This is a genomic window from Paraflavitalea speifideaquila, from assembly GCF_032395985.1.
In the GTDB taxonomy this organism is placed as follows: domain Bacteria; phylum Bacteroidota; class Bacteroidia; order Chitinophagales; family Chitinophagaceae; genus Paraflavitalea; species Paraflavitalea speifideaquila.
Genome location: NZ_CP135920.1, coordinates 4,586,047 through 4,610,515, shown reverse-complemented (window position 1 = coordinate 4,610,515; position 24,469 = coordinate 4,586,047). Strand labels below are relative to the sequence as shown.

Sequence of the window (24,469 nt, the reverse complement as noted above, 5' to 3'; positions counted from 1 at the left end):
TCACCAGGTTTACCGGTACTGATAGCGTAGCTGCGAGCCCGGTACCGGTAATCTTTTGTTCATGGCTGCTGCTTGTGAATCAGGATAATAATTTTCTTTTAATACTTCTTTGATATCGGCTTGCAACTTGGGATAGTTGATCTTCTTTTGATAGGTATATCCATACAAAATACCGCTCACTTCATTTTGCGCGTTCTCAAGCTGCTTGCTTAACACATAACCCCGTTTAAGCGCCTGCTTCTTGTTTTTTGATCTCACCACATGCAGCCGGTATAGTTGCTCTTTATCCGTACCATCGGCATTGGTACTGTATACATAATAAATGATCTTAGAGTAACGTCCCTGTGTGTTGGGTTCACCCGGCTCGGGGTACCATTCATAACCCCATACATTTTTATCCTTCCATTTGAAATACGTGAAATTGTAATACTGGTCCATCCCTTCTGGTAGCTTCCTGGCTTTATAGGCTTTGTAAAGTAAGTCCTGGTACTTTCTTGCCTGGATGGGCTTATTTAAGCCAAAAGAGGAAACGACCAGGTTTTTATACATCCAGTATTTCCTGTTCACAAAGGTTTCCTTAAAATAAGGAATACCCTTTCTAATGAGTTGTAATGACCGCTGCCCAAAATAATAGGAGCTGTCAAACTGTTGTCTCAGTCTGTAATACAATTCCAACCTCGTGGTAGTGCTTAGTGTACTCCATAGAATATACGGGTACAACGTATCTGTTTTATCGCAGTAAGGTTCTACATACTTCAATAACCGCCAGGCATCGGTGAGTTTGTTGGATTCAAGTAAGTACTCTGCCGCGTTGTAGATCCTGATCAGGGATGTTTTGCCGTAGCTGCTGGCTGAGACGCCCAGCAACAAAATGAGTAGAAGATTTTTCATAGCTCGGATTTTGGATTTACCCAATATAGAAAGAACAATAGGCATTGTCAACCCTGCAATTGTGAATCAGTAGAACCACGCTGGCAGCGGTTTTCCGCTTCGGTGTGATAGCCAGATTTTTATGATAAGATAAGCGTTAAACGGTCACAAAATTTTAATGTTGAGGTAATGATCTCAATCAAGAAGTAGCGGGAGTTCGGACCCCGATCAGACTGCATTTGAGCTTTTGCATGTAGAAGGATGGCCTATTGGGAGGCTAATGGCTTATACCAATCTTTCTGCTTGACGAATTTGGTAGAGTCGATCGCAAAGAATTTACGCAGGTCATTAACCTTGCGTTGCTCCCACTTGCCTTTAATATCACCCTCAATTTCTTCGAGGCTTTTGGTGGATAGTACCCAATTCATAGGCACCTCACTACCCGATTTTTGCAAGGGAAGCTCCATGGCTTCTCCGCCCTGGCTGCGCACATAGTTACACAATTCCTGGTTGGCAGTAAGCGACCGGCCATTGCGGGTATTGTACATACCATACAGGATCTCGGTAAATTCATTACCAGTGCTTATATTTTTGTCTTTCCATTATTGGATTGGTTGTATTTAAGTATAAAGACAAATGGTTTGATCTTGATGGGCTTCCTGGTCTTTTGGGGATCGGCCAGGTCTTTAAAAGTAGGTTCCAGTGCCCGCAATACTTCCAGCATGGTGCCACAACCCGTATTCTCCACATAGCCGCCATCGATATAATGAAACTTTTTCCCTTTATCCTGGATCAAGGTACCGGCGGGCGAAAACAAAGGGAATCGGGAACTGAAATTGATCATGGTACTGTAATTGATACCACCCCTGATCTTATAGTTCATCAGATCACGCTTTTCAGCTTCTACAATGGGAGAGTCTGTCATTTTTATGTTTGTAAGCCAGCATTGATATCCCGATTCCGCCTCTGTGGTATTGATAAATATCGCGGGATGGATTTTGGAAGTATTCAGATAAAGACTACGGAAATCAGCTGAAAAGATATTCCGCCCATTCGGTTTGATTACTTTCTCAAAGCCTTCTTCCCAACTTTGTTCCAGGGCTACTGACCGGTCGAGTATATTAATATGGAAGGGAATAAATAATTGCAATACTTCGGCGTAGAACATTTTACCAATTACCGGCGACAAGTAATCTTGTGTAAAAAATGTTTTGGACAACTCACTAAAAGAACTTTCCTGCCGAAGGTCGTCGGGGTTGCTTAGGTAGGCGGCTGCATTGAAATAACTGATGCCTACGCTGCCCCGATACGCCTGAATAGGCGTATACCGATCTTTGATATCAATACCGCAATGCTTTCTAATAGAGTCCTGCAAAAAGCTAAGTGTTTGGGCGGCAAAAGCGCCTGTACGCAGGGCGCCGCCTTCGGCGCAAACAAAAACAACGGGATAGAAGGGATCTTTTTAGCTGAATCGCTCCGGAGGCTCCACAAGGTTTCTGACGAATCTTTTTGGTATTGCACCAGCCATTTGGTGAAATGGTCCTTTAAAACGGGCCGCTCGTCCTGCCCGTTCCATTGCTATTATAACGGACCGGATGATCTTCATTGATCCAGGAGGAAAACAACAGCAGCGCAAACAGTATAAAACGAAGCGATACTCTCTTATCGCGCAAACGCGCATAGTCCACATACAACAAACCCACATAAATACCGCACCAGCATCCGAAGGCTACTACGATAAGGCCAGGAGCGCCGATATGAGGATAGGCTGACACCGGCAAAAACAGATCGATAGGAAGACAATTAGACTAGCTATGACCAAAACATATAACTGCTTGTGTAGTGTAGGATAAAAATTCAATGGGATCTTATAGATCCATTTGAAATATTCATTTTTGGGATTCGACGGCTCGTCATTCTCTCCTTTTGTAAACTCATCCAGTATAAAAGGGGAAGGTATCCTTACATCGTCTTCGATCATGGATTGATCCTGGGGAAATTGTTTTTTTGCCGGCTGGATCCTGCGGGTCTTGTGGTTGGCAAAGAAAGTTATTGCAAAATAACCTATACTCTTCATTGATCTCCTCTTTGAAATTGCAAGGTTTTTGAATGGTATATACATACCGGTTGTATATACCAAAAGCATATTGCACCATTTTAACTCCTGTCGGGGTAGCAGCAGGAAACGGTAAAAGGCATTATTGGATTTACGGTGTATTTCCCTTTCCTTGTCATCATAGTAGAAATGGGCAACTACCCGGAATACCAGGAAAAGGCTGGCAACAGGAATGCCAAAACCCCAGTTTTTCGTTGGGTTTAAGGGAAGTATCCTGCAGGTAATTGATCAGGAAGCCCAGTGTTACAATAAGGTAGGGCAGCATCAGGAAATACTCTGCTATGGCTTCCTGTACAGCACGCCGCCATTTGATACGTCTATCAGAAATACTTTGCAGGGTATTATCCGTTATATAGATCGAATACCGCGAGCCAAATTCGGAGGCAACACTCCAGAATATGACACCAATCAGCAGCCATATCAGGTTTCCGATCTGGTGAGGAGGGCGGCTGATGTCTTCTGCTACGATCAGTAAAACATCTTTTCCCTGTGGCAAAAAAGCAAATACAATAAAGGCGATCAGGTTGAGGAAGGCAAACATGCCTACACTGCGCAATACGGAAAAGAAATCGCTGACCAGGTACCGTAACGGAATACCTGTTTTGGCTTTCCAGAGCGATTTGAACTGGCGGGTGAAGTGTTCCAGCAAAAATTGATAGAACTTTTTAAAGCCAGCTGTAAGATAACTTAATATAGAAGACATAGAATGTTAATGGTTTTGAATGGAATGATTAACGTCTTGTATCATGATAATTGGCTTTATCCTATTAACGCAACCCGCTTTAAAAGGAACTCTTTACCATTGATAAAGAATAACCTGTCGGCGAATGCGTGCACATCAAACCCATTAGGCAGGCTTACTTTATCGCGATTGGCCCTGGCAAAACGGGGAAATGAACGGATGAAATCGTTTTTGAAGTCATTAATGGAATCGATGGTAGGGCAACACCAAACAGGGTTGATCAATCCATCAAAGTCCGAACCGATGCAAACCTGCATAAGCGCCTGGCTCACATTATAGCCCCCTTCACCGGCTACTTTTATAAGGTGGAGGATATGCGACATAAAATGACAGAGGTGATAAAAGCTGCATCCGGATTTACGGTACCCGCATCCAAAATTTCCTGGTGTGTAATGCAATAGGCTTCCAATATTTTAGCACCTGTTGTTGGGCCGGTTAAGTAGAACTCCCTTTCTTCGTTGGAAATGTATTCTATTTCAATGACCAACTCCTGCGCATCCCGGGGATCTTTACTTGCTTCCGAATAACCAAGTATCCGTTTATCGAGCGATAGACCAATCATTCCCCCGAATATAATACGGCGAGAATGTCTTCATTGAAAAGGTTGATGCTGCTGGGATTAAAGGCCGTTTTGTCGAGTGAGCCGTATATACTGGGCTTTGCCCAGGATATTTCACTATATGATTCCCCTGGATCCCGCGCATATTGATATAGTTGGGAATGTCTTTGTAGGAAAGTCCCGTAAATCCCGCATGGGTACAAACGAGTGGTTGAAGGATGGCCTGCATATCCCCGGCAATCCGGATTTGCTCTATCAGCATACGCCGTGCCCCCAGGCTCATGTGTTTGATGTCGATCATTATCCTGCGTTCGTAACATGCTGTAATGATGGATATCCCTGCCGGGCTTATCATCCTGCCTGTAGGGTAAAAGTTGTCACTGCCTACAAATTGGATACCAAATGCATGGTTGCAGAATGGGTATTGCTCAAGGTGGGTTAGGTTAAGTGATATGATGGGGAATCCACGGGTAGAGGTAAGGTCACTAAGGTTGGCAATTACACTGTCGGCAGTGATCGTGGTACGATCAAATGTATTGCCCAGCGAATGAGCGCCTTCTACGGTTAGGGCAATATACAGTGTTGACTGGTCATCAGGGTCATAATCATCCCCATTTCTGAGCAATACTACGCTCTTATCCATAATACCAAATCTTGCAGGATCTAATAGTACATGTTGTAAATCATTCAATACAAGTTGATACGGACTGGTGTTGGGATCGTTGATCCTGGTTAGTTCATCCGGGTCAAGGTACCTGCTCAGAGTACCCCTGGCCTGCTGGTTGATAAGGGCATTTTGTGTCATGCCCCTTTCTGGTGCAATGAGGGCAATGCAAACAAGGTTACACCCTGTATTCGATAATTGGGCGAGATTGCTTTGCGAGCATAGAATATATTGAAAATCACTACACCAACGTGCCACCCATGGAATGGCGTGGATATCAATATTTGTCCAGGGACTTGTCTTTGAAGTCTCCTGCGAAAACATACTTTTTAAAGTAGGATGGATGTGAAAGTCAAAGAATGGCATAAGGTTTAAGTTTATTTAGTGAGCAGGGGCCGGGCTTGTATTGGGTAAGGCAAAGGATGTAAAGGTGATCATGTATCGTGCTGCATTATAAATTGGTTGGCAAGCGGGGCAACCAGGATTCTTCAAAAAATTATTGAGCCAAATAGCATTGGCCTTTTTACTACATCCCTGGAATTGAAGTGCCGCAATACATGGTAAGTCAGGAAGGAATACGATTGCATTTCCAGGGCATGTGTGGTAGAAGAGAAATTGACAGCTATCTGGTTATTGCTATCCCCTTTTTGATACTCATTTGGTCAAAGCGTAATAGGTATACCTTTTCTGCGTGTGGTTTGAAAGCATCCAGTACAATTTCCAGGTACCCAAAATATGCGTCTCCAGGATCAAATGGCAGGTCATTCAGTATCATTTTGATACGGTATTTATCATCCGCGGGGTATAAAGTAAAGGTGCCGGTGAACTTTATCAACTTGTCGAAATAACGATCTGTTTTGCCTTCGAGTTGACGGGTTGCCCCCAATAACTGTATGATACTACTGGCCGGATAGGCATAGGTAGTTTCTACTACGCCTGCCAGGCAAAGATCAGTAGTATCTACCACCTTAACCCTTAGGCGGAGGTACCTTGCAACATGCTGACTTAAACATTTTACCCCATTGGTATCGATTTCTTTCCCTTTGGCTAGTTTGATCCTGTAATTGGAGTTAATGACCGCTCTTTCTGCACAAGCTATTGAACTGTCCCAGGAAGCAATGTAAAGGCAGGAGGATTCTATAGATTCAAAACGATTTACAAAGATCATGGTATCAAGGCCGCGTTGAATGCTGCTTAACCTATCCCTGATCACTTCTTGCTGTTGTCCGATAGCCGGCCACTGGCAAAATGCCAGTGATACAATCGTCAAAAAAAAGGCATTCGTATTGTAAAACTCTGTTTCATGGCATCGATATATTAGCATCCACCCCTCCTCCAAAAAAGATACTGTTGATATTAAGCTGCCAATTGTTTCGGCCACCGGCCTCAAGATTGCCAGGTGTCGATGACCGGTGTTTGAAATAATGTAATTTCAAACAGTTCTTTTGTCGTATTTGATAAGTGAATGGATGAAATTTTGAGAGAACATGGTCCAGGGAGCAGTTGAGCCAATTGAGAAATGAAAGTTGGGGAGATACACTCCTGACTGTGTTCCCGGCATCTGGGGGCCTGTATAACTAAGGCTGGCAATGAACCAGGAGCTATTGAAATATTCCTGCCCGGCATTCTGGTTTGCATAGTTTTTCAGTTTCCAAATATTTCCCCTGTTTTTGTAGGATATAATATCTGGCGCAAGAAAGGGATTGGCTCTGTTCAATCCGGTATATACTTCAGAATAGATATGCAAAGTATAATGATCATTGAACCTGTATCGTACGAAGCCGCCGCCGGTGAAGAAACGGTCCCAGTTATCACCCAACTGAAAGATCGTTGTTAGGATTGGTACATAATCATCGTACATAGTGAAGTTGAAATTCCTAAGGTTGATGGCCAGCATGCAGGCCTGCTGCGTCCGGTTGCGAATGGTAGATACATTTTTGTAAGTTCCTCTCGGGGAAGCGGTAAAAGTAGTACCCAGCGTAACAGCATATTTATAATCATTAAATACTGCATTGGGGGTACCCAGGTAAAAGGGCTCCAGTTCCTGGTATACATAGCGCCCTTTGGACAGGTTTAGTGTAAGCATCGGTGAAAAGGTAAAGACGAGTTGGCTTTTAGAACGCGTATCATTGGGATTGGCGCCATTACGGTAATTACCCAGGAAGGCTTTATACACCCGCCATTGTACTGCTGTATTTAAGGAATATTGTAAGGAAGGATTGTCTTTCCAGATGCCATAACCTACGCCTATAGAGAATCCTTTTTTATCCCACAAACCAGCGAAGCTTTGAATAGATTTTTTGCTCCCTGCTGTTGGGTCAGTACCGGCGATACGTTATTATTAAATAGCCGCAGGCCCTCCTGTGGTCTGGCTTCAATAACGAACCCTATTGTTAAAAACAACTATTAATCGCTGTTTTAACTGCCGTATGGATACCACTTTTTCATTTAGTCCGAAATGAATAGTGTTACTCTAATTGGCCCTCATAGGGGTTATTTTGTATAGGGTGCCGAGTTAAAAGGAGAAGGATGCATTGTTATAGGTTGGTTAAAACTCATATTATTTCAGGGTACTCACAACCGTTAAAACACTGTTTTTGGGCGGGTAATTAACCCTTTGACGCAGTAGGATGGGGGCAGGGAAACAAAAACATTGATGCCTTTTGAGCACCCGCGCCCATGAAAAGTGTGAGCCGTTGAAAAATGGTAACTTTCCTATATACAAAACAAGGAGGTTACTATGGTAAAGTCAACAATTGAGTTTGACCAGGTAGTAGCTGCAGGCTGCGGTCTGGACGTTCATAAGAACAGTGTGGTAGCCAGTATTGGAGGTCAAGGGATAGTGGAAGAAACCCGAAGTTTTGAGACTTTTACTGCTTCTTTAGAGCAGTTGCGCCATTGGTTAAAGCAAACTGGTATTACCCACGTAGCCATGGAGAGCACCAGTGTTTACTGGAAGCCTGTCTATAATATCCTGGAAGAAGACTTCGAGATCCTGCTGGTTAACGCCCGGCATGTAAAAATGTGCCTGGCCGCAAAACGGACAAGGCCGATAGCCGTTGGCTGACCAAATTATTGCTCAGTGGATTATTGAGCGGCAGCTTCATTCCACCTTCAGACATAAGAGAAATGCGAGACTTGTTCCGCTATAAAAAGAAACTCACCGGTCAGATTGCTGCCGAGAAGAACCGCCTTCAAAAGATACTGGAAGACGCTAACATCAAGCTCGGCAGTGTCATCAGTGATGTGTTTGGCAAAAGTGGGTCAGCTGTGATCGATGCCATCATTGGCGGCCAAACAGATCCTGCTGTTTTGACCTCCCTGGCCCTTGGTCGGGTAAAAGCATCCAAAGACACCTTGCATAAATCCCTGCAGGGGCGTATCACTGCTCATCATCGCTTCATGCTCAAGACAATCAAAAAGTCTATAGCCCAAATACAGGCAGTTATCGCAGACGTTGACCAGGCGATCGACGAACATCTGCAAAGTCACCAACTGTCTGTTGATCTGCTGCAAACCATACCAGGAGTTGGGAAAGATAGTGCCGCTACTATCATTAGTGAAATTGGTGACAATATGGAGGCTTTCCCATCTTCACATCACCTTGCATCGTGGGCTGGTATTAGTCCTGGCAATAATGAAAGTGCTGGTAAAAAAAAGCGGCCGAATAACAAAAGGCAACCCCCAACTCAAAACCGTTCTAGTAGAATGTGCCTGGGCTGCTACACATTGCAAGGGCGAGGGAAAGGACTACCTACGTAACAAATATTATAGCCTCGCGGTACGAATAGGCGCTAAAAAGGCGCTCATCGCTATAGGGCATAAGATCCTGTGTGCAGTCTGGCATATGATTAAAGACAAGCAACCTTTTACACAACCCGATCCAATTGTATTACAACAAAAAATAAAAACCAAACAGCTTAATGCATATCTGCAGAAGATCAAACAACTCGGATATGAAGCTGTATTGCAACCTTAAAGGCCGAGGCTTTACTGGTATATAAACCGGCACAAAAACTGGCTTCACCTATCAAGCATCCGCAGCTGTGCCTCAGAGCACGTAGAAAAAAATTTGATCCCTTGATAGGTTGATAAGGAACTTCTTGAAGGCTTTTCAGAAAAAAAAGCCGCCTCAATACCCTTGAGACGGCTTTCACAATAAGTTTTATAAGAACAGAGAGGTCTTTACTGGCCCATGCCCTGCATACCATTTTGCATACCTTCCGATTCGCCCTTCATGTTTTTACGTTTGAAGAGGCCGATATCAAACTTACCAAAACGGTAGCTGAAGTTGACGCGAACGATCTGCGGATCTCTTCTTCTCCAATCTGTTTGCGTAAAGTTGGCTGATTCAGAGAAGGAGTAGAAGCGGCGTGTACGGAAGATATCATTCCAGTTTACCGAAATGGTAGCTGTATTCTTCTTGATCTGGAATTCTTTCCGCAAACCCAGGTCGGCGCCATAGTTGGCATCAATAAAACCTTGTACGGAAGAAGGCGCTGCTCCCATAAAGCCGCCACCGCCGCCCATACCACCGCCACGGCCACCGCCACCGCCGCCACTATTGCTGGTGCTAACCGGTAAAGCACTCTTGGAAATATAGTCACCACTCAACTGTATGCTCCACCCCTTACCCAGTTTGTAAGTATTGTTGATCTTGGCCGACCAACTGGTACGCTCATTGGTGAGCTGCTTGGTGATATTATCGCCATTGATCTTGGAATAATAAACGTTGGTGCTGAAGTTCATATCCCACCACTTCGTCCAGTTATTACGGAATACCAGTTCAATACCTGCTGCATAAGCATCCGAAGCATTGATCCAGGTACTTACAAACCTTTTTTGACCTTCTACCACCTGCGTATCCTGGTAGCGGGCTATCAGGTCGGTTGTATACTTACCAAACAAAGTAGCCAGGAAGGTATTGTTGTTTTTACCGTATGTCTTTTGGTACGACAGTTCCAGCGAGTGCGTAAACTCGGGTGTCAGGTTGGGGTTACCCGTAGAGTAGTTCAGGATATTGGAGATGTCATAGTTAGGCATCAACTGGAAGAAGTTGGGCCGGTTGATCCTGCGTGAATAGTTGATCTGGATATCCTGCTTGCTCTCAAACGAACGCGTTAAGAATACACTGGGGAACAAACTGATGGGGAAGCTGTTGGAATAATTGTCTTTACCAATTTGCTTTCCGTCGTAATTAGAACTTTCGGCGCGTAAACCCAGTTGGTAACTCCATTTGTCTTTTACCTTTTGAGAAAAAGTAGCATAACCGGCATATACATAATCTGTATACTCAAAATTGTTGCTTACACCGGGATTGGCTACCCCATTGGTGGAAATAGCTTGTGAGCTTTCCGATTTGCGGATCTGTGCCCTAAGACCAGCTTCCCACTTCATGGTTTCGTTAATGGGGTTTACAAAATCCGTTTGTGCTACAATGAACCTGTTCTTTCCACTGCCGATGGATTGTTGTAATTGCTCGGGTCCTTTAGGATTGGTTTGCCCGGCATCATTGAATGAGCGGAACAGGATATTGCTGTTGTTCTCATTCTTGCTTAGGTTATAGTTTACATCAGCCGTCCATTCTTTACCGGCTTTGGCAAAGAGGTGCTTAAAGCTTAACTGAGTTCCATAATTGCGGAATTCAAATTCGCCGAGCGAGTTGCGGTACTGCGTTTCAAAGAAGTTACCCATGGTATCCAGGTGATAGTTTTCCTGGTTATCATTTTTGAATTTACCCCGCACAATGGATTGAGAAATAGACAGCGTATTGCGGTTGTCCATGAAATAATCCAACCCAAATCGGCCAAAAGCAAAAGAACCACGGTTTACCTGGTCATTATCCTGGTGGGTATAACTATTGCGGCCTCCCAGGTTACTCGTCTGGTCCGACCAGCCCCAGCCTTTTGATTTACGCTGGTTGTACATGGCATTGGCAAATACATTCAGTTTGCCCTGGCGTACATTCAGATCACCACCGCCATTGAAACGGGCGCGGGAATCAACCCCGGCGCGGATACTTCCATTGTAACCGGCTTTGCGGTTCTTCTTCAATACAATATTAAGGATACCTGCCTGGCCGCCACTGGCATCATACTTGGCCGAAGGGTTGGTGATCATTTCCACACTCTGGATGGCATCGGCTGGTATTTGGTCGAGCGACAGGGTAGTGGGGCGTCCGTCTACAAATATCTGCGGCGCGGCATTGCGCAGCGTTACATTGCCATCAATATCTACATTGAGCGAGGGTACATTACGCATTACATCCACTGCCGTACCGCCCGCGGAGGTAATATTCTTTTCTACGTTGAATATCTTACGGTCAATGCCCATTTCGATCAGGGGTTTGGAACCCGTAACCGTTACCGCTTCCATTACCTGTGCATCCTGCTCCAGTTTGAAATTGCCCAGGTCTTTATCTACTGCATTCATGGCCTGGCTCATATCGCCACCCTGGCCAAACTTCAATTCAAAACCTACTTTCTGCTCAATGGTTTTATAACCAATGGCAGTGACCTTCAGGCGGAACTGACCAAAGATCGGCAGGTTTTCCAGGCTGAAATCGCCATTGCCCCGGGTAAGCATACCACTTACAATCGTATCCTTGGGTTTTTTGGTCACATTGTCCATTTTAGTCTGGATCAGTTGCACCGAAACCGCTTCAATACCTTTATTGGTTTTGGAATCGAGGATACGGCCGTAAAATGGCCGATATTGGGAACACCCCCACCAGCTCCTCCCGGCCTTCCTCCGCCGGGCGCTCCCCCTCCGGGAAACTGGGCTATACTTTGGCTACACAATACAGCACAAACAACAAATAATAGGAAACTTCTCATACCAGGTTAATTAATTTGTAGGGGTTAGACGCAAAAGTGCCCGAGAACTTGTGACCCGGGAATGACATTGTGATGAGTGGCAAAGGCCGTGCTAGTAGCTGACTGTAGCCATAACAATACCCAGTTGGGCAAGGCCAATCAGCAGGCCCAGCAAGGCCGCTAGACCTGCGGCCAGGTTCAGTTTATTACCTATAGCCTGATAAACAGCTACTTGTATCCTTTCGGTGGGGATGGCGCTTATTTTATCAATGATCATTTGCTCCAGGTTAAGGTCTTGCTGCAGGTTTTTACATATCCCTTCATGACCACTGGGAAAATGGTTTCCAACTCTTTAAGGAATATTTCTTTCAACTGATTAATTGTGCGCTCACCAATAAAGGTGCTGATCATGGGAAAGGCTTTGGGTAGCCCTTTGCGCAGGAACTCATCTACATGCACCTCCAATTGGGGTTTGATCTTTGCAGGCTTTCCGGACTGCCTATTTTTCTTCCAGCATATTGCCCGACAGCAATTCGGTGGCAGCCAGTTTGGCCAGTTGGGTTGTCCACTGTTGCCTGTTGCGTGGTAGTGCCAGGGCTAGAAATAATTTTACCATTAGCTGTACAGTTAACCAGCCAATCAATGCAGATAAAATAGGGATCATTAACCACCAGGGGCTCATACGGGCAAAATTTAGAGGCTGCAAAGAAAAGGGAATTGGACGGGAAAGCAAGTTTCGGGCTACGTGAATGGCGTGAAAGACGGGCATGAACCAGGTGAGTGAAAAGAAAATTGGGAAGTCGGGTAAACCTGGTATTGGCTCGCCGCTCGTAGCTCATGGCTCGGAGCTTTTGTATGATAATCAACCTGCTTTGTGAATAAAAATTGTCTATTGCATAAAAATGTGGAGATGATTTTTGACAGAAAACAGAATTGCTTTACTTTTGCACTCCCAATACGGTGGTTGTAGCTCAGTTGGTTAGAGCATCAGATTGTGGTTCTGAGGGTCGCCGGTTCGAACCCGGTCATCCACCCAAAAAAGAGGCAGGTAACTGCCTCTTTTTTATTGCCCTTTTAAGTAACCTGTTGTATGTGCCGGGCAGGTATTGGATCAGGTTGAAAAGTATCCCATGACCCTGAGACCAACTATCTTTTACAAATAAATAAGTTGAATACCCCAGGATTTCAACATGATCTCAGGTTTGTTGCCCTGATGAGTTTTCTTCAACTCGCAACTTGCGTTCCGGTAATCCGCGAAATCCGTACATCATGCAATTTTGGATGTAATGTCATTTTGGCGATCTTTTCGTATTGTTGCTACCAACACTTTTATACCGGTTTAAGCATACTTCCTTCCGTGGATAAGCCGCAGATCAGCCGTAGATAGGCCGTACATCCCCATCTTTCAGCTAAGCCGGAAGTAAACTTGAAGTAAACCGGAAGTAAACTTAAAGTAAAGTGAAAAGGTCTTTTTCTCCTCTCGGAGCGGCTATGGAGAGAGCCTGCTGATTTATTCTACCGCACAGAACCATCGCCTGACCAGGGGCGGAGAAAACCGCGACACCAGCGATAATGGGAAAAGTGGAAGAAAAGATCATGCACCGAAAATACGAAATAGGTGTCAACTTGGCGTACCCGGAGAAGTGAAAAATATCGCCTGCCTACCAGGGCAGATAACTAACGGCATTATTTTCCTAATATAAGAAACTAATCGTACGAATTATTTCCTATGTTTGGGTGATGAAAAACATAACCTTCCCTTTGGGGCTCATTTTATTAGTCCCCGCTTATTACAAGCTCAGGCCCTGCCAGATACCCTGCGCCTGAAAGTGGATAGCCTATTTAAAAATGGGATGTTCCCGGCAAACCTGGTTGCGTAGCAGGCATCATCCGAAATGATTCCGTTATATATGCCAAAGGGTTTGGCCTGGCCAACCTCGAAAATAAGATCGCCAGCACCCCACAAACTGTTTATTACATGTGCTCCGTGTCCAAACAGTTTGCCGGTTATGCCATCGTATTGCTTGCCCGGCAGGGAAAACTGAAGCTGGATGATGATATCCATCTTTACCTGCCCTGGATGGCCCGGTTTGGCAAGCCTATTACCATCCGCAATTTATTAAACCATACCAGTGGCCTGCGCGATGATTTGAATATGATCAATATATCAGGTACGCCCGATGGCGCCATGATCACCCAGGATTATGCCCTTAAACTGCTCAAAAATCAACGAACCCTCAATTTTGAGCCCGGCGAAAAATACCAATACTCCAATTCCAATTTTGTGTTGCTGGCCGAAATTGTACGGGTAGCCAGTGGGCAAAGCTTCCGTGCTTTCACCGACGAACAAATAGTCAAACCCCTGGGCATGACCAGTACCCGTTTTGTTGACGATGGTCAGGAACTGATTGCTAACAGGGCTCCTTCTTACCAGGCTTCCGTGGACAACACCTATAAAAACAGCCTGCACAATGTGTATACCCTGGGTGATGGCGGCCTGTTTACCAATCTGGACGATATGACGCGGTGGATCATGAATTTCTATGCACCCCGCGCCGGTGACGCCAGGGACATTGAACAATTGACCGAAAGGGGCAAGCTCACTAATGGAAAACAGATCAATTACGCCCTGGGCATCAGTGTAGATGAGGCGAGGGGATGGAAACGATATATGCACAATGGCAGCCTGGCAGGCTACCGTACCATTATAGCTGTTTATCCCGAACTAAAAATGGGCTTTGTTGTTTTTGGCAACGGCGGCGATAATGAAGTGTACTCAAAATCGGATCAACTGGCGGCTTTATTTGTTCCGGAAAAAGGTACTTCACCGGCTCCCAAACCAGCCGTCGTCCTTGATTCAGCGCTCCAGGTATTGAAGCAGCCCCAAGCCATCCAGGAACTTACCGGTACTTATATTGCAGAGGATGGTTACCAACTGAAATTTTCATTGAAAGACGGGAAGTTCTGGATGAATAACCGGGTACTGGTGCAAACAACTGCTGATTCTTTCTACGTATTTGTCAACCCTGCCATCCGGTTTGGTTTCCACCGGGGCAACAGGTCCACCCTCCCTTATCTGGAACTTATGTCGCCGGCGGTAGATAAGCCATTGCGAATGGAAATGGTGGCCGATCCGCTGGTCCTGACCGAACAGGCCCTGAAATCCTATACTGGCAACTATTACAGTCCTGAACTGGATTGTACCTATACCATCACCCTGAAAGATGGTCAGCTATTCCTGGGCAATTTCAGAAGAGGCGAAGGGAAAATAACTGTGTTGGGTGGTGATCACCTGGTGACCAATCTGTGGCCGATGCAACACCTAAAGCTAAGGCGGGATGCTAAAAACAGGGTCATTGGTTTTGAAGTAAATACAGGCGGTTTCATGCACCTGGTATTCAATAAGATGGATTGAGGCACCGTTTAACCAGCCGTCTTTTCCGATCCTCCCGATTTAGAAGACTTTACGCAAAACCGATTGTTAATATTCATTTTGTATTGCAACAACCCACCTTATTTATCGTTATTTTTGGAAGCAATGACTAAAGTATTACGCTATATGGTTAAAAGAAAGAATCTACCCATTGTGTTGATTATTTTGGGTGCCGGTTTGTTCCTGGCTTTCCGTACCCTGGGAATTGGAGGAGGCAGTAAACCACCCGCTACAAAATATGAGAAGATCCTGCATACAGTAGGTGAAATGCTCTCGGAAGCCCACTACAGTCCCAAAAAGATTGACGATAATTTCTCCAAAGAGGTATTTAAGAAGTTTCTTACCAGCCGCTACGTGGATGAAAGTAAGAATATCCTCCTGCAAGCTGATATTCAACAGCTGAAGAAGTACGAAACAAAGATCGACGATGAGATACTGGGCGAACCGGTACTGTTTGTGCCCGCCGTTTCAGAGATCGTGAAAAACGTATCCTGGAAACCGAACAGGTCTATAAAGAGATACTGAGCAAGCCTTTTGAATTTACCAAAGACGAATCGGCCAATTTCAATACCGACGACATTGATTTCCCTAAAAATGAGGCCGAGCGTAAAGAGGTATGGCGTAAAAGAATGAAGTCTTTGGTGCTGGACCGTTATGCCGACCTGTTGGAAGCCCGTGAAAAGAACAAGGGAAAGGACAGTGTGAAAGTGAAAACAGATGCAGAGCTGGAAAAAGATGCCCGCGACCGGGTAATGAAGATCATGGACCGCTTGTATGAGCGCCTGAAATTAAAAGTGAGCGATGACGACCGGTTCAATGAGTTTGTGAAAACCATTACCGAATCAATGGATCCGCATACTACCTTCTTCCCGCCTGTTGACAAACGTTATTTTGATGAGCAAATGAGCGGTACTTTCTATGGTATTGGTGCTTCCCTGTTGGACGGTGAGGGTGGAATCAAGATCAATACACTGATCACTGGTAGCCCCGCCTGGAAATCGGGTCAAATAGCAGTAGGTGACCTGATCCTGAAAGTAGGGCAGGGCGCTGCTGAACCCACCGACCTGGCCGGCTTCTTTGTAGAAGATGCCGTGAAACTGATCCGTGGCAAGCAGGGTACCGAAGTACGCCTCACCTTGAAGAAAACCGATGGCTCAGTTAAAGTGGTAACACTGATCCGCGATAAGATTGTACAAGACGAAACTTTTGCCCGCAGCGCTATTGTAAATACAACCAGCGGCAAGATCGGCTTTATATACCTGCCTGAATTTTATGCAGATTTTGAAAATCCCAAAGGCCCCCGTTGTGCCGAGGATGTGCGCAAAGAGATCATCAAGCTGAAAGAACAAAAAGTGGATGGCATTGTAATGGACCTTCGCAACAATGGCGGCGGATCACTCTATGATGTGGTGCAAATGGTAGGATTGTTTATCGAAGGTGGCCCCATTGTACAGGTAAAAGACCGTGATGGCAAACCGCAAATATATTACGACCACGATAAAGCCGTATTGTACGATGGCCCGCTGGCTGTAATGGTCAACGAGTTCAGTGCTTCCGCTTCTGAAATCTTTGCCGCTGCTATTCAGGACTATGACCGTGGTATTATCATTGGTAGCACTACTACCTATGGCAAAGGAACCGTGCAACGCAATATTGGCCTCGACAAGAACCTGGGTATGCTCAATCCCAACAGCGAATTAGGTACCGTGAAACTTACCTTGCAGAAGTTTTACCGCATTAATGGCGGTTCTACCCAACTGAGGGGTGTAAGTTCAGACATTCCTTTACCCGATCTGGCAGAGTACTCCAAGCTGCGCGAAAAAGACAATCCCGATGCATTGCCTTGGGACGAAATAAAAAAGCTGAATACAATCGCTGGAAATATGGTCTGGACCTGGCGCCCATCAAGAAAGCCAGTGACGACCGTATCAAGAGCAGTGATGCATTCACCAAAATAAAAACCAATGCCGAATGGTTGGCCAGGCAGAATGATAAGATAACGCCCCTCAACCTGAAGAAATTCCAGGAAGAGCAACGGCAGATCAAGGCTGTAGGCAAGCAAATTGATTCCATCAATAAATCGGCTAAAGAGTTGGATGTGGAAGCCATGGCCGAAGACCTGAAAAAATTCGAGTACGATACCGGTAAATCAGAGCGCTTTAAACAATGGATCAAATCCTTGCGCAACAATGATATCTACCTGGGCGAAGCCGTAAATGTGATCAATGATATGATCGTTCAGAAAAACCTGGTATACAATGCCAATGGCGCCGGCCGGAAGAATTAGAAAACCTTTGTCAGCCTAAGCCTTCAACACTCGCTCGCCTCTGGCGAGTGAGGTAATTTGCAGCCTCTGGCTACTGGTTTTAACTGTAGCCTAAAGAGGTTTGACTAAGACGACATTTGAATAAGATAATAGCGAACGCTGAATGGTATACCTGCCATTCAGCGTTCTTATTTGTGGTTTCCCTATTTTTGTTCCTTATTACTAACCCATTGCCATGAGTATTTTAGACAAGTTCAAGCAGATCACTACGTTTATATTTGATATGGATGGTGTACTCACCGATGGTACCGTATATGTGTTGGAGGGTGGTCAATACCGGCGTATGAGTATCAAGGATGGTTTTGCCTTACAACTGGCCATCAAAAAAGGATACCGGATAGCCGTTATTTCTGGTAGTACCAGCGATCCGGCAGTGGAACGTCTGCACAAACTGGGTATACAAGATGTGTTTATGGGTGTAAAGGATAAAAAGCCCGTTTGGAAGAATATAGGCGCCAGCACAACCTCCAGGTAGTCGAAATATTGATGATGGGGGATGATATTCCCGATTATGAAATAATGCAATCAGTGGGCCTGGCCTGCGCACCTGCCGATGCCGCCATCGAAATAAGGGAAATGGCCCATTATATTTCCGGCTACCCCGGCGGAATGGGCTGTGTGCGCGATGTGATTGAAAAAGTGCTGAAATTGAACGATCACTGGGACTTGCACACGAATACGGCCAGTTTGTAGTCCGCCGGATACCCAATTCCGGCAGCTGAGGCAACTTTGTATGAAACCTTAAACTCCACTGGTAAACTTTAAATCTCTTGATTATCTTAGCGCTTTCATGAAACTACTGGTAGCATTTTTACGGCTGGTACGAACATTGAACCTGGTGTTTATTGCATTCACCCAGCTGTTATTCCTGTATTGCGTAGTGATCCCTGTATTTCAACAATCAGATATGCCCCTGGTGATACCCATTTACCAGTTTGTGCTATTGGCCATTGCTTCTGTATTGATTGCCGCAGGTGGTTATATCATCAACGATTATTTTGACCTCAATATTGACCAGGTGAATAAACCTCGCAGGTTGGTGGTGGAAAAGATCATCAAACGCCGCTGGGCCATAGTATGGCATTGGGTTTTATCGGCTGCAGGCATACTCCTAAGTACTTATGTGGCCTGGAAGATCAGGGTATGGTGGCTGGCTCCGGCCAATTTATGTTGCGTAATAGCCCTGTGGTTTTACTCTACTACCTTTAAGCGAAAACTGCTAAGCGGCAATATCATTATCTCCTTGTTAACAGCCTGGACAGTGATGGTAGTGGGCTTTATAGTGCATTATAAGGTGATCAAAACGCCAGGCTTTTATGGCCTGGTAGAGGCTTCCAAGATCATGCGCATTACTTTCCTGTATGCCGGCTTTGCCTTCATTATTTCCCTGATCAGGGAAGTGATCAAGGATATTGAAGATATGGCAGGCGATCAGAAATACGGATGCCGCACCATGCCCATTGTATGGGGCGTAAATGTATCAAAGGTTTTTGTAGCCACCTGGATCATTGTATTGGTGGCCGCCCTGATCATTGTTCAAGCCTATGTACTCACTTTTGAATGGTGGGGATCCGCACTTTATTGCGTATTGCTGATCATTATTCCCCTATTGTATATATTGCGTAAGTTATATACCGCGCAAGCCAGCCGCGAATTTCATCATTTAAGCGGGTGGATAAAATTGGTGATGCTTACCGGTATCGTGTCCATGATCTTCTTTAAAATTTATTTTGCGTAATGGCTATTCAACGAGTAGTACTGGCCTCACAAAGTCCCCGGCGGAAACAGCTACTGGAGTGGGCCGAAGTTCCTTTTGATATCATTGTAAGATCTACCGATGAATCCTATCCCCCCGGCCTGTCTATAGAAGACATTCCTGTACATATTGCCCGTCAGAAAGCCCTGGCTGTGCAAAACTGCGATGAATACAGACTGTATAAGGCCAATGCCACCATCATAGCGGCCGACACCGTGGTGGTGCTGGACAATACCATTATTGGCAAACCCGCCGACCGCGAAGATGCCATTGATATTCTTAGCTCACTCTCTGGTAAGAAACACCTGGTGATCACCGGTGTAGTGATCCTGCAGGATGGAGAAGAAATTGCTTTTTCCGATACTACCGAAGTATGGTTCCATCCCATCACCACCGGCGAAATTGCTTTCTATGTAGACAAGCACCGTCCTTTGATAAAGCCGGCGCTTATGCCATCCAGGAGTGGATCGGCGTAACCAGCATCAAACGCATCAATGGTGATTTCTACAATGTAATGGGCCTGCCTGTGAGCAGGGTAGTACAGGCCCTGAAAGCGTTGTGAAATTTATATATATTAATCATGCTTATCATGCTGCTTAAATTTCCTCATATCGAAAATTAAACTTCGGTTAACGGTGATTCTTCCTTCTCTTAATTGAAAGAAAATAAGCGCCACCTTCTCAACCGAAGAAGGAACTTTTACCATAGCCATAAGCCAGGCAGGCGATTATATCCTCCAAATCTCGGCAGTCAGCTATAATAATAAAGAGGTGCCGGTTAATATGACATCTTCACAAAGCAAAATTATTCTCCCCGATATTTTGTTCTCCTCCTCAGCGGGCGCCTTGCAAGAGGTGGTAGTTACTTCTAAAAAGAAACTGATAGAAGTGCGTCCCGGTATGCTGGTATACAATGCAGCCAACGATGCTACCAACAAAGGCGGTACCGCTGCCGATGTGTTGCGCAAGGCCCCTGTATTGAATGTAGACGTCCAGGGCAATGTGAGTATGCGGGGCAGCACAAACCTCAATATCCTGGTCAATGGCAAGTATTCGGGCCAGATGGCCCGCAGTCCGGCCGATGCCCTCAACATGATGCCCGCCGATATTATCCAGTCTGTAGAAGTAATTACTACCCTTCTGCCAGGTATGATGCCGAAGGGGCCGCTGGCGTGATCAACATCATTACCAAAAAAGGAAGAAAGGACATCAGCGGCGCCCTCGAATTAAGCGCCAGCAACCTGGAACAGGTATTCAACCCCCGCATAGCCATCAATACCGGCAAATGGAGCATCGCGGCCCATGGCCATGCCCACCGCCTCCGTTTTAAAGAAGCAGCTACTACCAACCGTACCCAGTTTGAAAATGGGCAGGCCACCGGTCAGCTCGCTCAAAAAATGGAGAAAGACAATGCCGCACCCCATGGTTCCGGCGACCTGGCCATCAGTTTTCAACCCGATTCTGTCACAGAGATCACCGCTGGTGTCAATGCCTGGTTTGGCAATTGGCCCGATGACCGTAGTATTGAAACCATTCGCCGGCAGCCCAATGGATCGATCACCGAACACTATTTCCAATCTATCCATGCCCGCGAAAAATACCTCGGGGCCGATATCAACCTGGGGTATAACCGGAAGTTCAACAATCCCGGCCAGGAAATAACCTTACTGGCCCAGTTTTCCCATCAAAAAGCAAAGAACCTTATCAAATCCTGGCTGAGCGATTAGAGCAGCCAGCCTTATTACCAGGAGATCAATGACAACCACACCCGTAATACCGAGTGGACCTTCCAGGCCGATTATGTACACCCATTGGCAGCAGAGGGGAAATATGTGCTTGAAACCGGGGGCAAACTCATCTTCCGCGATGTAAACAACCGGTATAACGTACTGGCCGGCGATCCTTTGCAGTTACCTGGTTTGCAACCCGACCCCACCCGGTCTGATAATTTCAGCTATAACCAGGATGTATGGGGCGCCTATGCCTTGTTGAAAGCCAACCTCAACCACAATTGGTATGCAGAGGTGGGCGTGCGTGTAGAAGGAACCAGGCTGAAGGGGATCATTACAGGAACTGGTACCCGGTTCAGCAATGACTTCACCAACCTGATCCCTACCGCCACCATTTCCAAAAAAGATCGATGACCGCCAGACCCTGTCTATCAGCTATACCAAACGCCTCACCCGGCCTTATATTTGGGACCTAAGTCCCAATGCTGATGCGAGTGATCATAAAAATATCATCGGTGGCAATCCCTACCTCCAGCCCGAACTGGCCCATCAGGCCGAATTGACCTATAACCTCAATACAGGTACTGACTTCTTTCTGAATGCTTCATTTTTCTGGAAGCAAACCGATAATGCGATCGTGGAGTTTATGCGCACAGATGCACAGGGCATTTCTTATACCAGTAAGCAAAACCTGGCTGCCAACAAACAGGCAGGATTGAATGTGTCTTCCTCCGTCAATGTATCGCCCAGGTGGAGCCTCAATGGTAACCTGAACCTCAATTACCTCGATTTCCAAAGCGGGGGCTGGAGATATACAGATCGGGTTGGGCAACAGATATCAACATCAATACCAGGGCCGTTACCCTGCTGGGCAACCAAACCGGCAGGTATTACTATAGCTTCGCCGTAAAGAAGGAGATCAAAAAACAAAAACTGACCATTACAGTAGCCGCCATCAACCCCTTTACTGAATTTGTGCCCCAGTCTGTGTTGACCCACCGACCTGCATTTCAGTCAACCGTAGATAACCGTTACTACAGTCGCGCGTTGAAGTTTACCCTTAACTGGGAGTTTGGTAATATGTTTCAACAGAAGGAAAGAAAGAAGATCAATAACGATGATGTTAATGTGCAGGGCAAAGGGTAGGGGCAATAGCTGAAACAAATAAGGCCCTTGTAAATACGGGCGCCTGAAAGTTTCGTATATACCCCAAATTCAATGTCCCATGACTGAAAGACTACTCCAGTTTATTTGGCAATTCCAGTATTTCAACAATAAAAGTCTTCAGCTTCACACGGGCGAACCTTTTGAGATCGTTCATCCGGGCCTCCTCAATACCAACCAGGGGCCCGATTTCCTGGCAACCCGGATAAAAATAGGCGATACCCTGATTATCGGTCCAGTAGAATTGCACATCAAAACCTCCGGCTGGTACAAACATCGCCACCAGCTTGATCCACTTTACAGCAAGGTTATTTTGCATGTGGTATGGGAAGATGACCTGGACAGTGCCAATAGCGCCATTCCTGTATTGGCGCTGCGCGACAGGGTGTCCAAATTATTATTACAGCAATTTGAAGATTGGATGAATAGCCCCCGTTTCATTGCCTGCGGGCAACAGGTTAATCAGCTCAACAATATTACCTGGCTGGCCTGGAACGAGCGTTTATTGGTAGAGCGATTACAAAGAAAATCGGCTGTAGTTTTTGAATTCCTGCAGCAGAATAAACAGCATTGGGAAGAAACTTTCTGGTGGCTACTGGCCCGCAACTTTGGTATGAAGGTAAATGCCGACGTATTTGAGGGTATGGCCCGCAGTATTCCCCTTTCCCTATTGAGTAAACAAAAGAATCAATTGTTGCAGTTGGAAGCCATATTAATGGGACAGGCAGGCTTATTGGAAAAGGGCTATGAAGATGATTATGCCCGAAAGCTAAAGGAAACTTATCAATTCCAACAGGCCAAATACAAACTCCAGCAGCGTCCAAATACCGCTCTTTTCCTTCGGATGAGACCGGCTTCTTTTCCTACCATCAGGTTGGCCCAGTTGGCTGCATTGGTTCATAGTTCAGGTCATTTATTCTCAAAAATTAAGGAGATTATTTCAGTAAAAGATGTTAAAGCCCTGCTGGATACCTGCGCCAGTGCCTATTGGGACCAACATTATACCTTTGATCACCTGTCAGCTGTGTCAAAGGCCAAAAGAACAGGACATAACATGATCAATAATATCATCATCAATACCGTGGTGCCCACCCTTTTTGCCTATGGCCTGCAGCGACAGGAACAGCAGTACAAAGACCGTGCATTGCAATGGCTTACCGAAGTTATGGTGGAGGAAAATACCATCACCCGGGGATTTGCTCAATGCGGTATTGCCAGCAGAAATGCGTTTGAATCGCAGGCCCTCATCGAATTAAAGACCAGCTATTGCGATCAGAAGCGCTGTCTGGATTGCGCGGTGGGCAACGCCCTGTTGAAGAAAAAATGTGCTAATGGGATAATATGCTAATGGGAAGATTTGCTAATTCGAAAATTTGAAAATGGGGAGTGCTTGAAAAGAAAAAGCCATGACTCAGGCACGTGGGTGATTGTGTCATGGCCGCATAATCCTAAAGGCTTCTTTCGGGCATTATCAAATTTTCAAATTACCTGATTCTCAAATTAAATTAACACCGTTTTCCAATTGAACACCACATTGATCTTGATATCGGGATGCAGACTATAGATCACCGGGCAGGTATGTGCGGCCCGTTCCAAAATGGTCTTTTGCTTCTCGTCTGCCTGTAAGCTATCCGGGAAATGAAATGTTAAATTAATACCACCTACACGGCGCGGATCAGATGCCATGATCTTTTCTACCTCGATCTTCGTTTCCGTCAGGTCAACCTCCATATCCCTTGCTTTTATACCCATAATTGTCATCATACAGGCTCCCAATGAGGTCGCCAACAGATCCGTGGGGAGAAGCGTTCACCCTTGCCCTGATTGTCCGGTGGGGCATCTGTTTGAATTTCAGTGCCTGATTTTAAATGTGAACAAACCGTTCTCAGGTTTCCTTCGTAAACAACAGTTGAGGTCATTATGTGTAATTTTGCCTTAAATTTACGTTGAATAATTAAATCACAGCCGGTGAAGAAATTTGTTTTGGTCATCCTCATAGGTCTATTAACCTGTTCTGCCTGGGCGCAGAATAATCCCAGTCCCAAATCTCCAACAGCGAAAAAAGACAAAAAAGCTGCCCGCCGGGGAGCAAATCAACAATTTGCTGAAAATGGAGGAAGAAGGGGAGATCATTTTCAATAAACAGAGCATTTTTGGCCTGAAACTCGCTACCGACGGCTATGGCCTTTCTTACGAATGGGGCAAATTCAAGAGCAACCGGGTGGCTACCATTTTCCAGATCGAACTGAATGAGAAAAAGCACCCCAAGGAAAAAGGACTTCCTACGCCGTAGGC

The 24,469-nt window shown here is 45.5% G+C and carries 30 protein-coding genes, 1 tRNA gene and 2 pseudogenes; 18 read left to right on the top strand and 15 right to left on the bottom strand.

Annotated features, from left to right (window positions below; translation table 11 throughout):
• Window positions 1–9: 9 nt before the first annotated feature.
• From RS881_RS31710 to RS881_RS31665, 10 genes are all read right to left on the bottom strand, one after another.
• Complete coding sequence (locus tag RS881_RS31710) at window positions 10–891, bottom strand: hypothetical protein (RefSeq protein ID WP_315814417.1); 882 nt, start codon at window positions 889–891, stop codon at window positions 10–12.
• A 245-nt stretch (window positions 892–1,136) separates the two neighbouring features.
• Window positions 1,137–1,418, bottom strand: coding sequence for a hypothetical protein (locus RS881_RS31705; RefSeq protein ID WP_315814416.1), 282 nt, complete (start codon window positions 1,416–1,418; stop codon window positions 1,137–1,139).
• Between the two features lie 35 nt (window positions 1,419–1,453).
• On the bottom strand, window positions 1,454–2,245 hold the full coding sequence (locus RS881_RS31700) for a hypothetical protein (RefSeq protein ID WP_315814415.1): 792 nt from the start codon (window positions 2,243–2,245) through the stop codon (window positions 1,454–1,456).
• A 169-nt stretch (window positions 2,246–2,414) separates the two neighbouring features.
• Window positions 2,415–2,645: a hypothetical protein gene (locus RS881_RS31695; protein ID WP_315814414.1), complete on the bottom strand. Its 231-nt coding sequence runs from the start codon at window positions 2,643–2,645 to the stop codon at window positions 2,415–2,417.
• Window positions 2,646–3,104: 459 nt separating this feature from the next.
• The gene (locus tag RS881_RS31690; RefSeq protein WP_315814413.1) at window positions 3,105–3,689 is read right to left on the bottom strand and encodes a hypothetical protein; all 585 of its coding nucleotides are present in this window, start codon (window positions 3,687–3,689) and stop codon (window positions 3,105–3,107) included.
• A gap of 56 nt (window positions 3,690–3,745) precedes the next feature.
• Window positions 3,746–4,051 (bottom strand): hypothetical protein, encoded by a 306-nt coding sequence (locus RS881_RS31685; protein ID WP_315814412.1) that lies wholly within the window; start codon window positions 4,049–4,051, stop codon window positions 3,746–3,748.
• On the bottom strand, window positions 4,027–4,290 hold the full coding sequence (locus tag RS881_RS31680; RefSeq protein ID WP_315814411.1) for a hypothetical protein: 264 nt from the start codon (window positions 4,288–4,290) through the stop codon (window positions 4,027–4,029). Before RS881_RS31680 ends, RS881_RS31685 begins: the two co-directional genes overlap by 25 nt.
• Entirely contained in the window at window positions 4,268–5,275 is a 1,008-nt protein-coding gene (locus RS881_RS31675; RefSeq protein WP_315814410.1) for an amidohydrolase family protein, read from the bottom strand. The genes RS881_RS31680 and RS881_RS31675 overlap by 23 nt, the downstream gene beginning before the upstream one ends.
• Window positions 5,276–5,573: 298 nt before the next feature.
• Window positions 5,574–6,221, bottom strand: a complete 648-nt coding sequence (locus RS881_RS31670; RefSeq protein ID WP_315814409.1) for a hypothetical protein — start codon at window positions 6,219–6,221, stop codon at window positions 5,574–5,576.
• 162 nt (window positions 6,222–6,383) lie between these two features.
• The gene (locus RS881_RS31665; protein WP_315814408.1) at window positions 6,384–7,226 is read right to left on the bottom strand and encodes a polymorphic toxin type 23 domain-containing protein; all 843 of its coding nucleotides are present in this window, start codon (window positions 7,224–7,226) and stop codon (window positions 6,384–6,386) included.
• Between the two features lie 465 nt (window positions 7,227–7,691).
• Here RS881_RS31665 and RS881_RS31660 point away from each other — a divergent pair, with 465 nt between their 5' ends.
• A complete protein-coding gene (locus tag RS881_RS31660; protein ID WP_315814407.1) occupies window positions 7,692–8,018 on the top strand; it encodes an IS110 family transposase in 327 nt (108 codons plus the stop codon).
• Window positions 7,976–8,930: pseudogene (locus tag RS881_RS31655) on the top strand (IS110 family RNA-guided transposase). Before RS881_RS31660 ends, RS881_RS31655 begins: the two are co-directional and overlap by 43 nt.
• A gap of 206 nt (window positions 8,931–9,136) precedes the next feature.
• Here RS881_RS31655 and RS881_RS31650 read toward each other — a convergent pair.
• The 4 genes from RS881_RS31650 to RS881_RS31635 all read right to left on the bottom strand — a co-directional run bounded on the left by RS881_RS31650 (window position 9,137) and on the right by RS881_RS31635 (window position 12,472).
• Complete coding sequence (locus tag RS881_RS31650) at window positions 9,137–11,602, bottom strand: TonB-dependent receptor domain-containing protein (RefSeq protein ID WP_315814405.1); 2,466 nt, start codon at window positions 11,600–11,602, stop codon at window positions 9,137–9,139.
• Window positions 11,603–11,878: 276 nt separating this feature from the next.
• The gene (locus RS881_RS31645; RefSeq protein WP_315814404.1) at window positions 11,879–12,043 is read right to left on the bottom strand and encodes a hypothetical protein; all 165 of its coding nucleotides are present in this window, start codon (window positions 12,041–12,043) and stop codon (window positions 11,879–11,881) included.
• Window positions 12,040–12,231: a hypothetical protein gene (locus tag RS881_RS31640; protein ID WP_315814403.1), complete on the bottom strand. Its 192-nt coding sequence runs from the start codon at window positions 12,229–12,231 to the stop codon at window positions 12,040–12,042. Before RS881_RS31640 ends, RS881_RS31645 begins: the two co-directional genes overlap by 4 nt.
• Window positions 12,232–12,265: 34 nt before the next feature.
• Complete coding sequence (locus tag RS881_RS31635; protein WP_315814402.1) at window positions 12,266–12,472, bottom strand: hypothetical protein; 207 nt, start codon at window positions 12,470–12,472, stop codon at window positions 12,266–12,268.
• A gap of 254 nt (window positions 12,473–12,726) precedes the next feature.
• On the opposite strand from RS881_RS31635, the gene RS881_RS31630 reads away from it, so the two are divergent.
• The 15 genes and pseudogenes from RS881_RS31630 (at window position 12,727) to RS881_RS31555 (ending at window position 23,522) form a co-directional block, all read left to right on the top strand.
• Window positions 12,727–12,800, top strand: a tRNA-His gene (locus RS881_RS31630).
• Between the two features lie 851 nt (window positions 12,801–13,651).
• Window positions 13,652–15,181 (top strand): serine hydrolase domain-containing protein, encoded by a 1,530-nt coding sequence (locus RS881_RS31625; protein WP_315824669.1) that lies wholly within the window; start codon window positions 13,652–13,654, stop codon window positions 15,179–15,181.
• Between the two features lie 123 nt (window positions 15,182–15,304).
• Window positions 15,305–15,724 (top strand): hypothetical protein, encoded by a 420-nt coding sequence (locus tag RS881_RS31620; protein WP_315814401.1) that lies wholly within the window; start codon window positions 15,305–15,307, stop codon window positions 15,722–15,724.
• Complete coding sequence (locus RS881_RS31615; RefSeq protein ID WP_315824668.1) at window positions 15,688–17,157, top strand: S41 family peptidase; 1,470 nt, start codon at window positions 15,688–15,690, stop codon at window positions 17,155–17,157. The genes RS881_RS31620 and RS881_RS31615 overlap by 37 nt, the downstream gene beginning before the upstream one ends.
• Window positions 17,043–17,486, top strand: a complete 444-nt coding sequence (locus tag RS881_RS31610) for a carboxy terminal-processing peptidase (protein WP_315814400.1) — start codon at window positions 17,043–17,045, stop codon at window positions 17,484–17,486. Before RS881_RS31615 ends, RS881_RS31610 begins: the two co-directional genes overlap by 115 nt.
• Before the next feature lie 214 nt (window positions 17,487–17,700).
• Window positions 17,701–18,000 carry a hypothetical protein gene (locus RS881_RS31605; RefSeq protein WP_315814399.1) on the top strand — a complete coding sequence of 100 codons (300 nt, stop codon included), beginning with the start codon at window positions 17,701–17,703 and terminating at the stop codon, window positions 17,998–18,000.
• Window positions 17,964–18,218, top strand: a complete 255-nt coding sequence (locus RS881_RS31600; RefSeq protein WP_315814398.1) for a hypothetical protein — start codon at window positions 17,964–17,966, stop codon at window positions 18,216–18,218. The genes RS881_RS31605 and RS881_RS31600 overlap by 37 nt, the downstream gene beginning before the upstream one ends.
• Window positions 18,219–18,315: 97 nt before the next feature.
• Window positions 18,316–19,263: a geranylgeranylglycerol-phosphate geranylgeranyltransferase gene (locus RS881_RS31595; RefSeq protein ID WP_315814397.1), complete on the top strand. Its 948-nt coding sequence runs from the start codon at window positions 18,316–18,318 to the stop codon at window positions 19,261–19,263.
• Window positions 19,263–19,843: pseudogene (locus RS881_RS31590) on the top strand (Maf family protein). Before RS881_RS31595 ends, RS881_RS31590 begins: the two are co-directional and overlap by 1 nt.
• A gap of 103 nt (window positions 19,844–19,946) precedes the next feature.
• Complete coding sequence (locus tag RS881_RS31580; RefSeq protein WP_484557639.1) at window positions 19,947–20,456, top strand: TonB-dependent receptor plug domain-containing protein; 510 nt, start codon at window positions 19,947–19,949, stop codon at window positions 20,454–20,456.
• The gene (locus RS881_RS31575) at window positions 20,453–21,007 is read left to right on the top strand and encodes a hypothetical protein (RefSeq protein WP_315814394.1); all 555 of its coding nucleotides are present in this window, start codon (window positions 20,453–20,455) and stop codon (window positions 21,005–21,007) included. Before RS881_RS31580 ends, RS881_RS31575 begins: the two co-directional genes overlap by 4 nt.
• Window positions 21,008–21,031: 24 nt before the next feature.
• The gene (locus RS881_RS31570; protein WP_315824666.1) at window positions 21,032–21,424 is read left to right on the top strand and encodes an outer membrane beta-barrel protein; all 393 of its coding nucleotides are present in this window, start codon (window positions 21,032–21,034) and stop codon (window positions 21,422–21,424) included.
• Window positions 21,417–21,920 carry a TonB-dependent receptor domain-containing protein gene (locus RS881_RS31565; protein ID WP_315824665.1) on the top strand — a complete coding sequence of 168 codons (504 nt, stop codon included), beginning with the start codon at window positions 21,417–21,419 and terminating at the stop codon, window positions 21,918–21,920. The genes RS881_RS31570 and RS881_RS31565 overlap by 8 nt, the downstream gene beginning before the upstream one ends.
• Window positions 21,815–22,156, top strand: a complete 342-nt coding sequence (locus RS881_RS31560) for an outer membrane beta-barrel protein (RefSeq protein WP_315824664.1) — start codon at window positions 21,815–21,817, stop codon at window positions 22,154–22,156. The genes RS881_RS31565 and RS881_RS31560 overlap by 106 nt, the downstream gene beginning before the upstream one ends.
• 79 nt (window positions 22,157–22,235) lie before the next feature.
• The gene (locus tag RS881_RS31555) at window positions 22,236–23,522 is read left to right on the top strand and encodes a DUF2851 family protein (protein WP_315814393.1); all 1,287 of its coding nucleotides are present in this window, start codon (window positions 22,236–22,238) and stop codon (window positions 23,520–23,522) included.
• Between the two features lie 152 nt (window positions 23,523–23,674).
• On the opposite strand, the gene RS881_RS31550 is transcribed toward RS881_RS31555, so the two are convergent.
• Entirely contained in the window at window positions 23,675–23,926 is a 252-nt protein-coding gene (locus RS881_RS31550) for an OsmC family protein (protein WP_315824663.1), read from the bottom strand.
• A 349-nt stretch (window positions 23,927–24,275) separates the two neighbouring features.
• Between RS881_RS31550 and RS881_RS31545 the strand changes: the two genes are divergently transcribed.
• Window positions 24,276–24,467, top strand: a complete 192-nt coding sequence (locus RS881_RS31545) for a hypothetical protein (protein WP_315814392.1) — start codon at window positions 24,276–24,278, stop codon at window positions 24,465–24,467.
• Window positions 24,468–24,469: the final 2 nt, after the last annotated feature.

Excerpts from the sequence above, each read along its gene's own strand:
- RS881_RS31710 (WP_315814417.1), bottom strand. The coding sequence starts at position 891 with ATGAAAAATCTTCTACTCATTTTGTTGCTGGGCGTCTCAGCCAGCAGC.
- RS881_RS31705 (WP_315814416.1), bottom strand. The coding sequence starts at position 1,418 with ATGTACAATACCCGCAATGGCCGGTCGCTTACTGCCAACCAGGAATTG.
- RS881_RS31690 (WP_315814413.1), bottom strand. The coding sequence starts at position 3,689 with ATGTCTTCTATATTAAGTTATCTTACAGCTGGCTTTAAAAAGTTCTAT.
- RS881_RS31685 (WP_315814412.1), bottom strand. The coding sequence starts at position 4,051 with ATGTCGCATATCCTCCACCTTATAAAAGTAGCCGGTGAAGGGGGCTAT.
- RS881_RS31680 (WP_315814411.1), bottom strand. The coding sequence starts at position 4,290 with ATGATTGGTCTATCGCTCGATAAACGGATACTTGGTTATTCGGAAGCA.
- RS881_RS31675 (WP_315814410.1), bottom strand. The coding sequence starts at position 5,275 with ATGTTTTCGCAGGAGACTTCAAAGACAAGTCCCTGGACAAATATTGAT.
- RS881_RS31660 (WP_315814407.1), top strand. The coding sequence starts at position 7,692 with ATGGTAAAGTCAACAATTGAGTTTGACCAGGTAGTAGCTGCAGGCTGC.
- RS881_RS31645 (WP_315814404.1), bottom strand. The coding sequence starts at position 12,043 with ATGATCATTGATAAAATAAGCGCCATCCCCACCGAAAGGATACAAGTA.
- RS881_RS31620 (WP_315814401.1), top strand. The coding sequence starts at position 15,305 with ATGACTAAAGTATTACGCTATATGGTTAAAAGAAAGAATCTACCCATT.
- RS881_RS31605 (WP_315814399.1), top strand. The coding sequence starts at position 17,701 with ATGAGTATTTTAGACAAGTTCAAGCAGATCACTACGTTTATATTTGAT.
- RS881_RS31595 (WP_315814397.1), top strand. The coding sequence starts at position 18,316 with ATGAAACTACTGGTAGCATTTTTACGGCTGGTACGAACATTGAACCTG.
- RS881_RS31555 (WP_315814393.1), top strand. The coding sequence starts at position 22,236 with ATGACTGAAAGACTACTCCAGTTTATTTGGCAATTCCAGTATTTCAAC.
- RS881_RS31550 (WP_315824663.1), bottom strand. The coding sequence starts at position 23,926 with ATGGGTATAAAAGCAAGGGATATGGAGGTTGACCTGACGGAAACGAAG.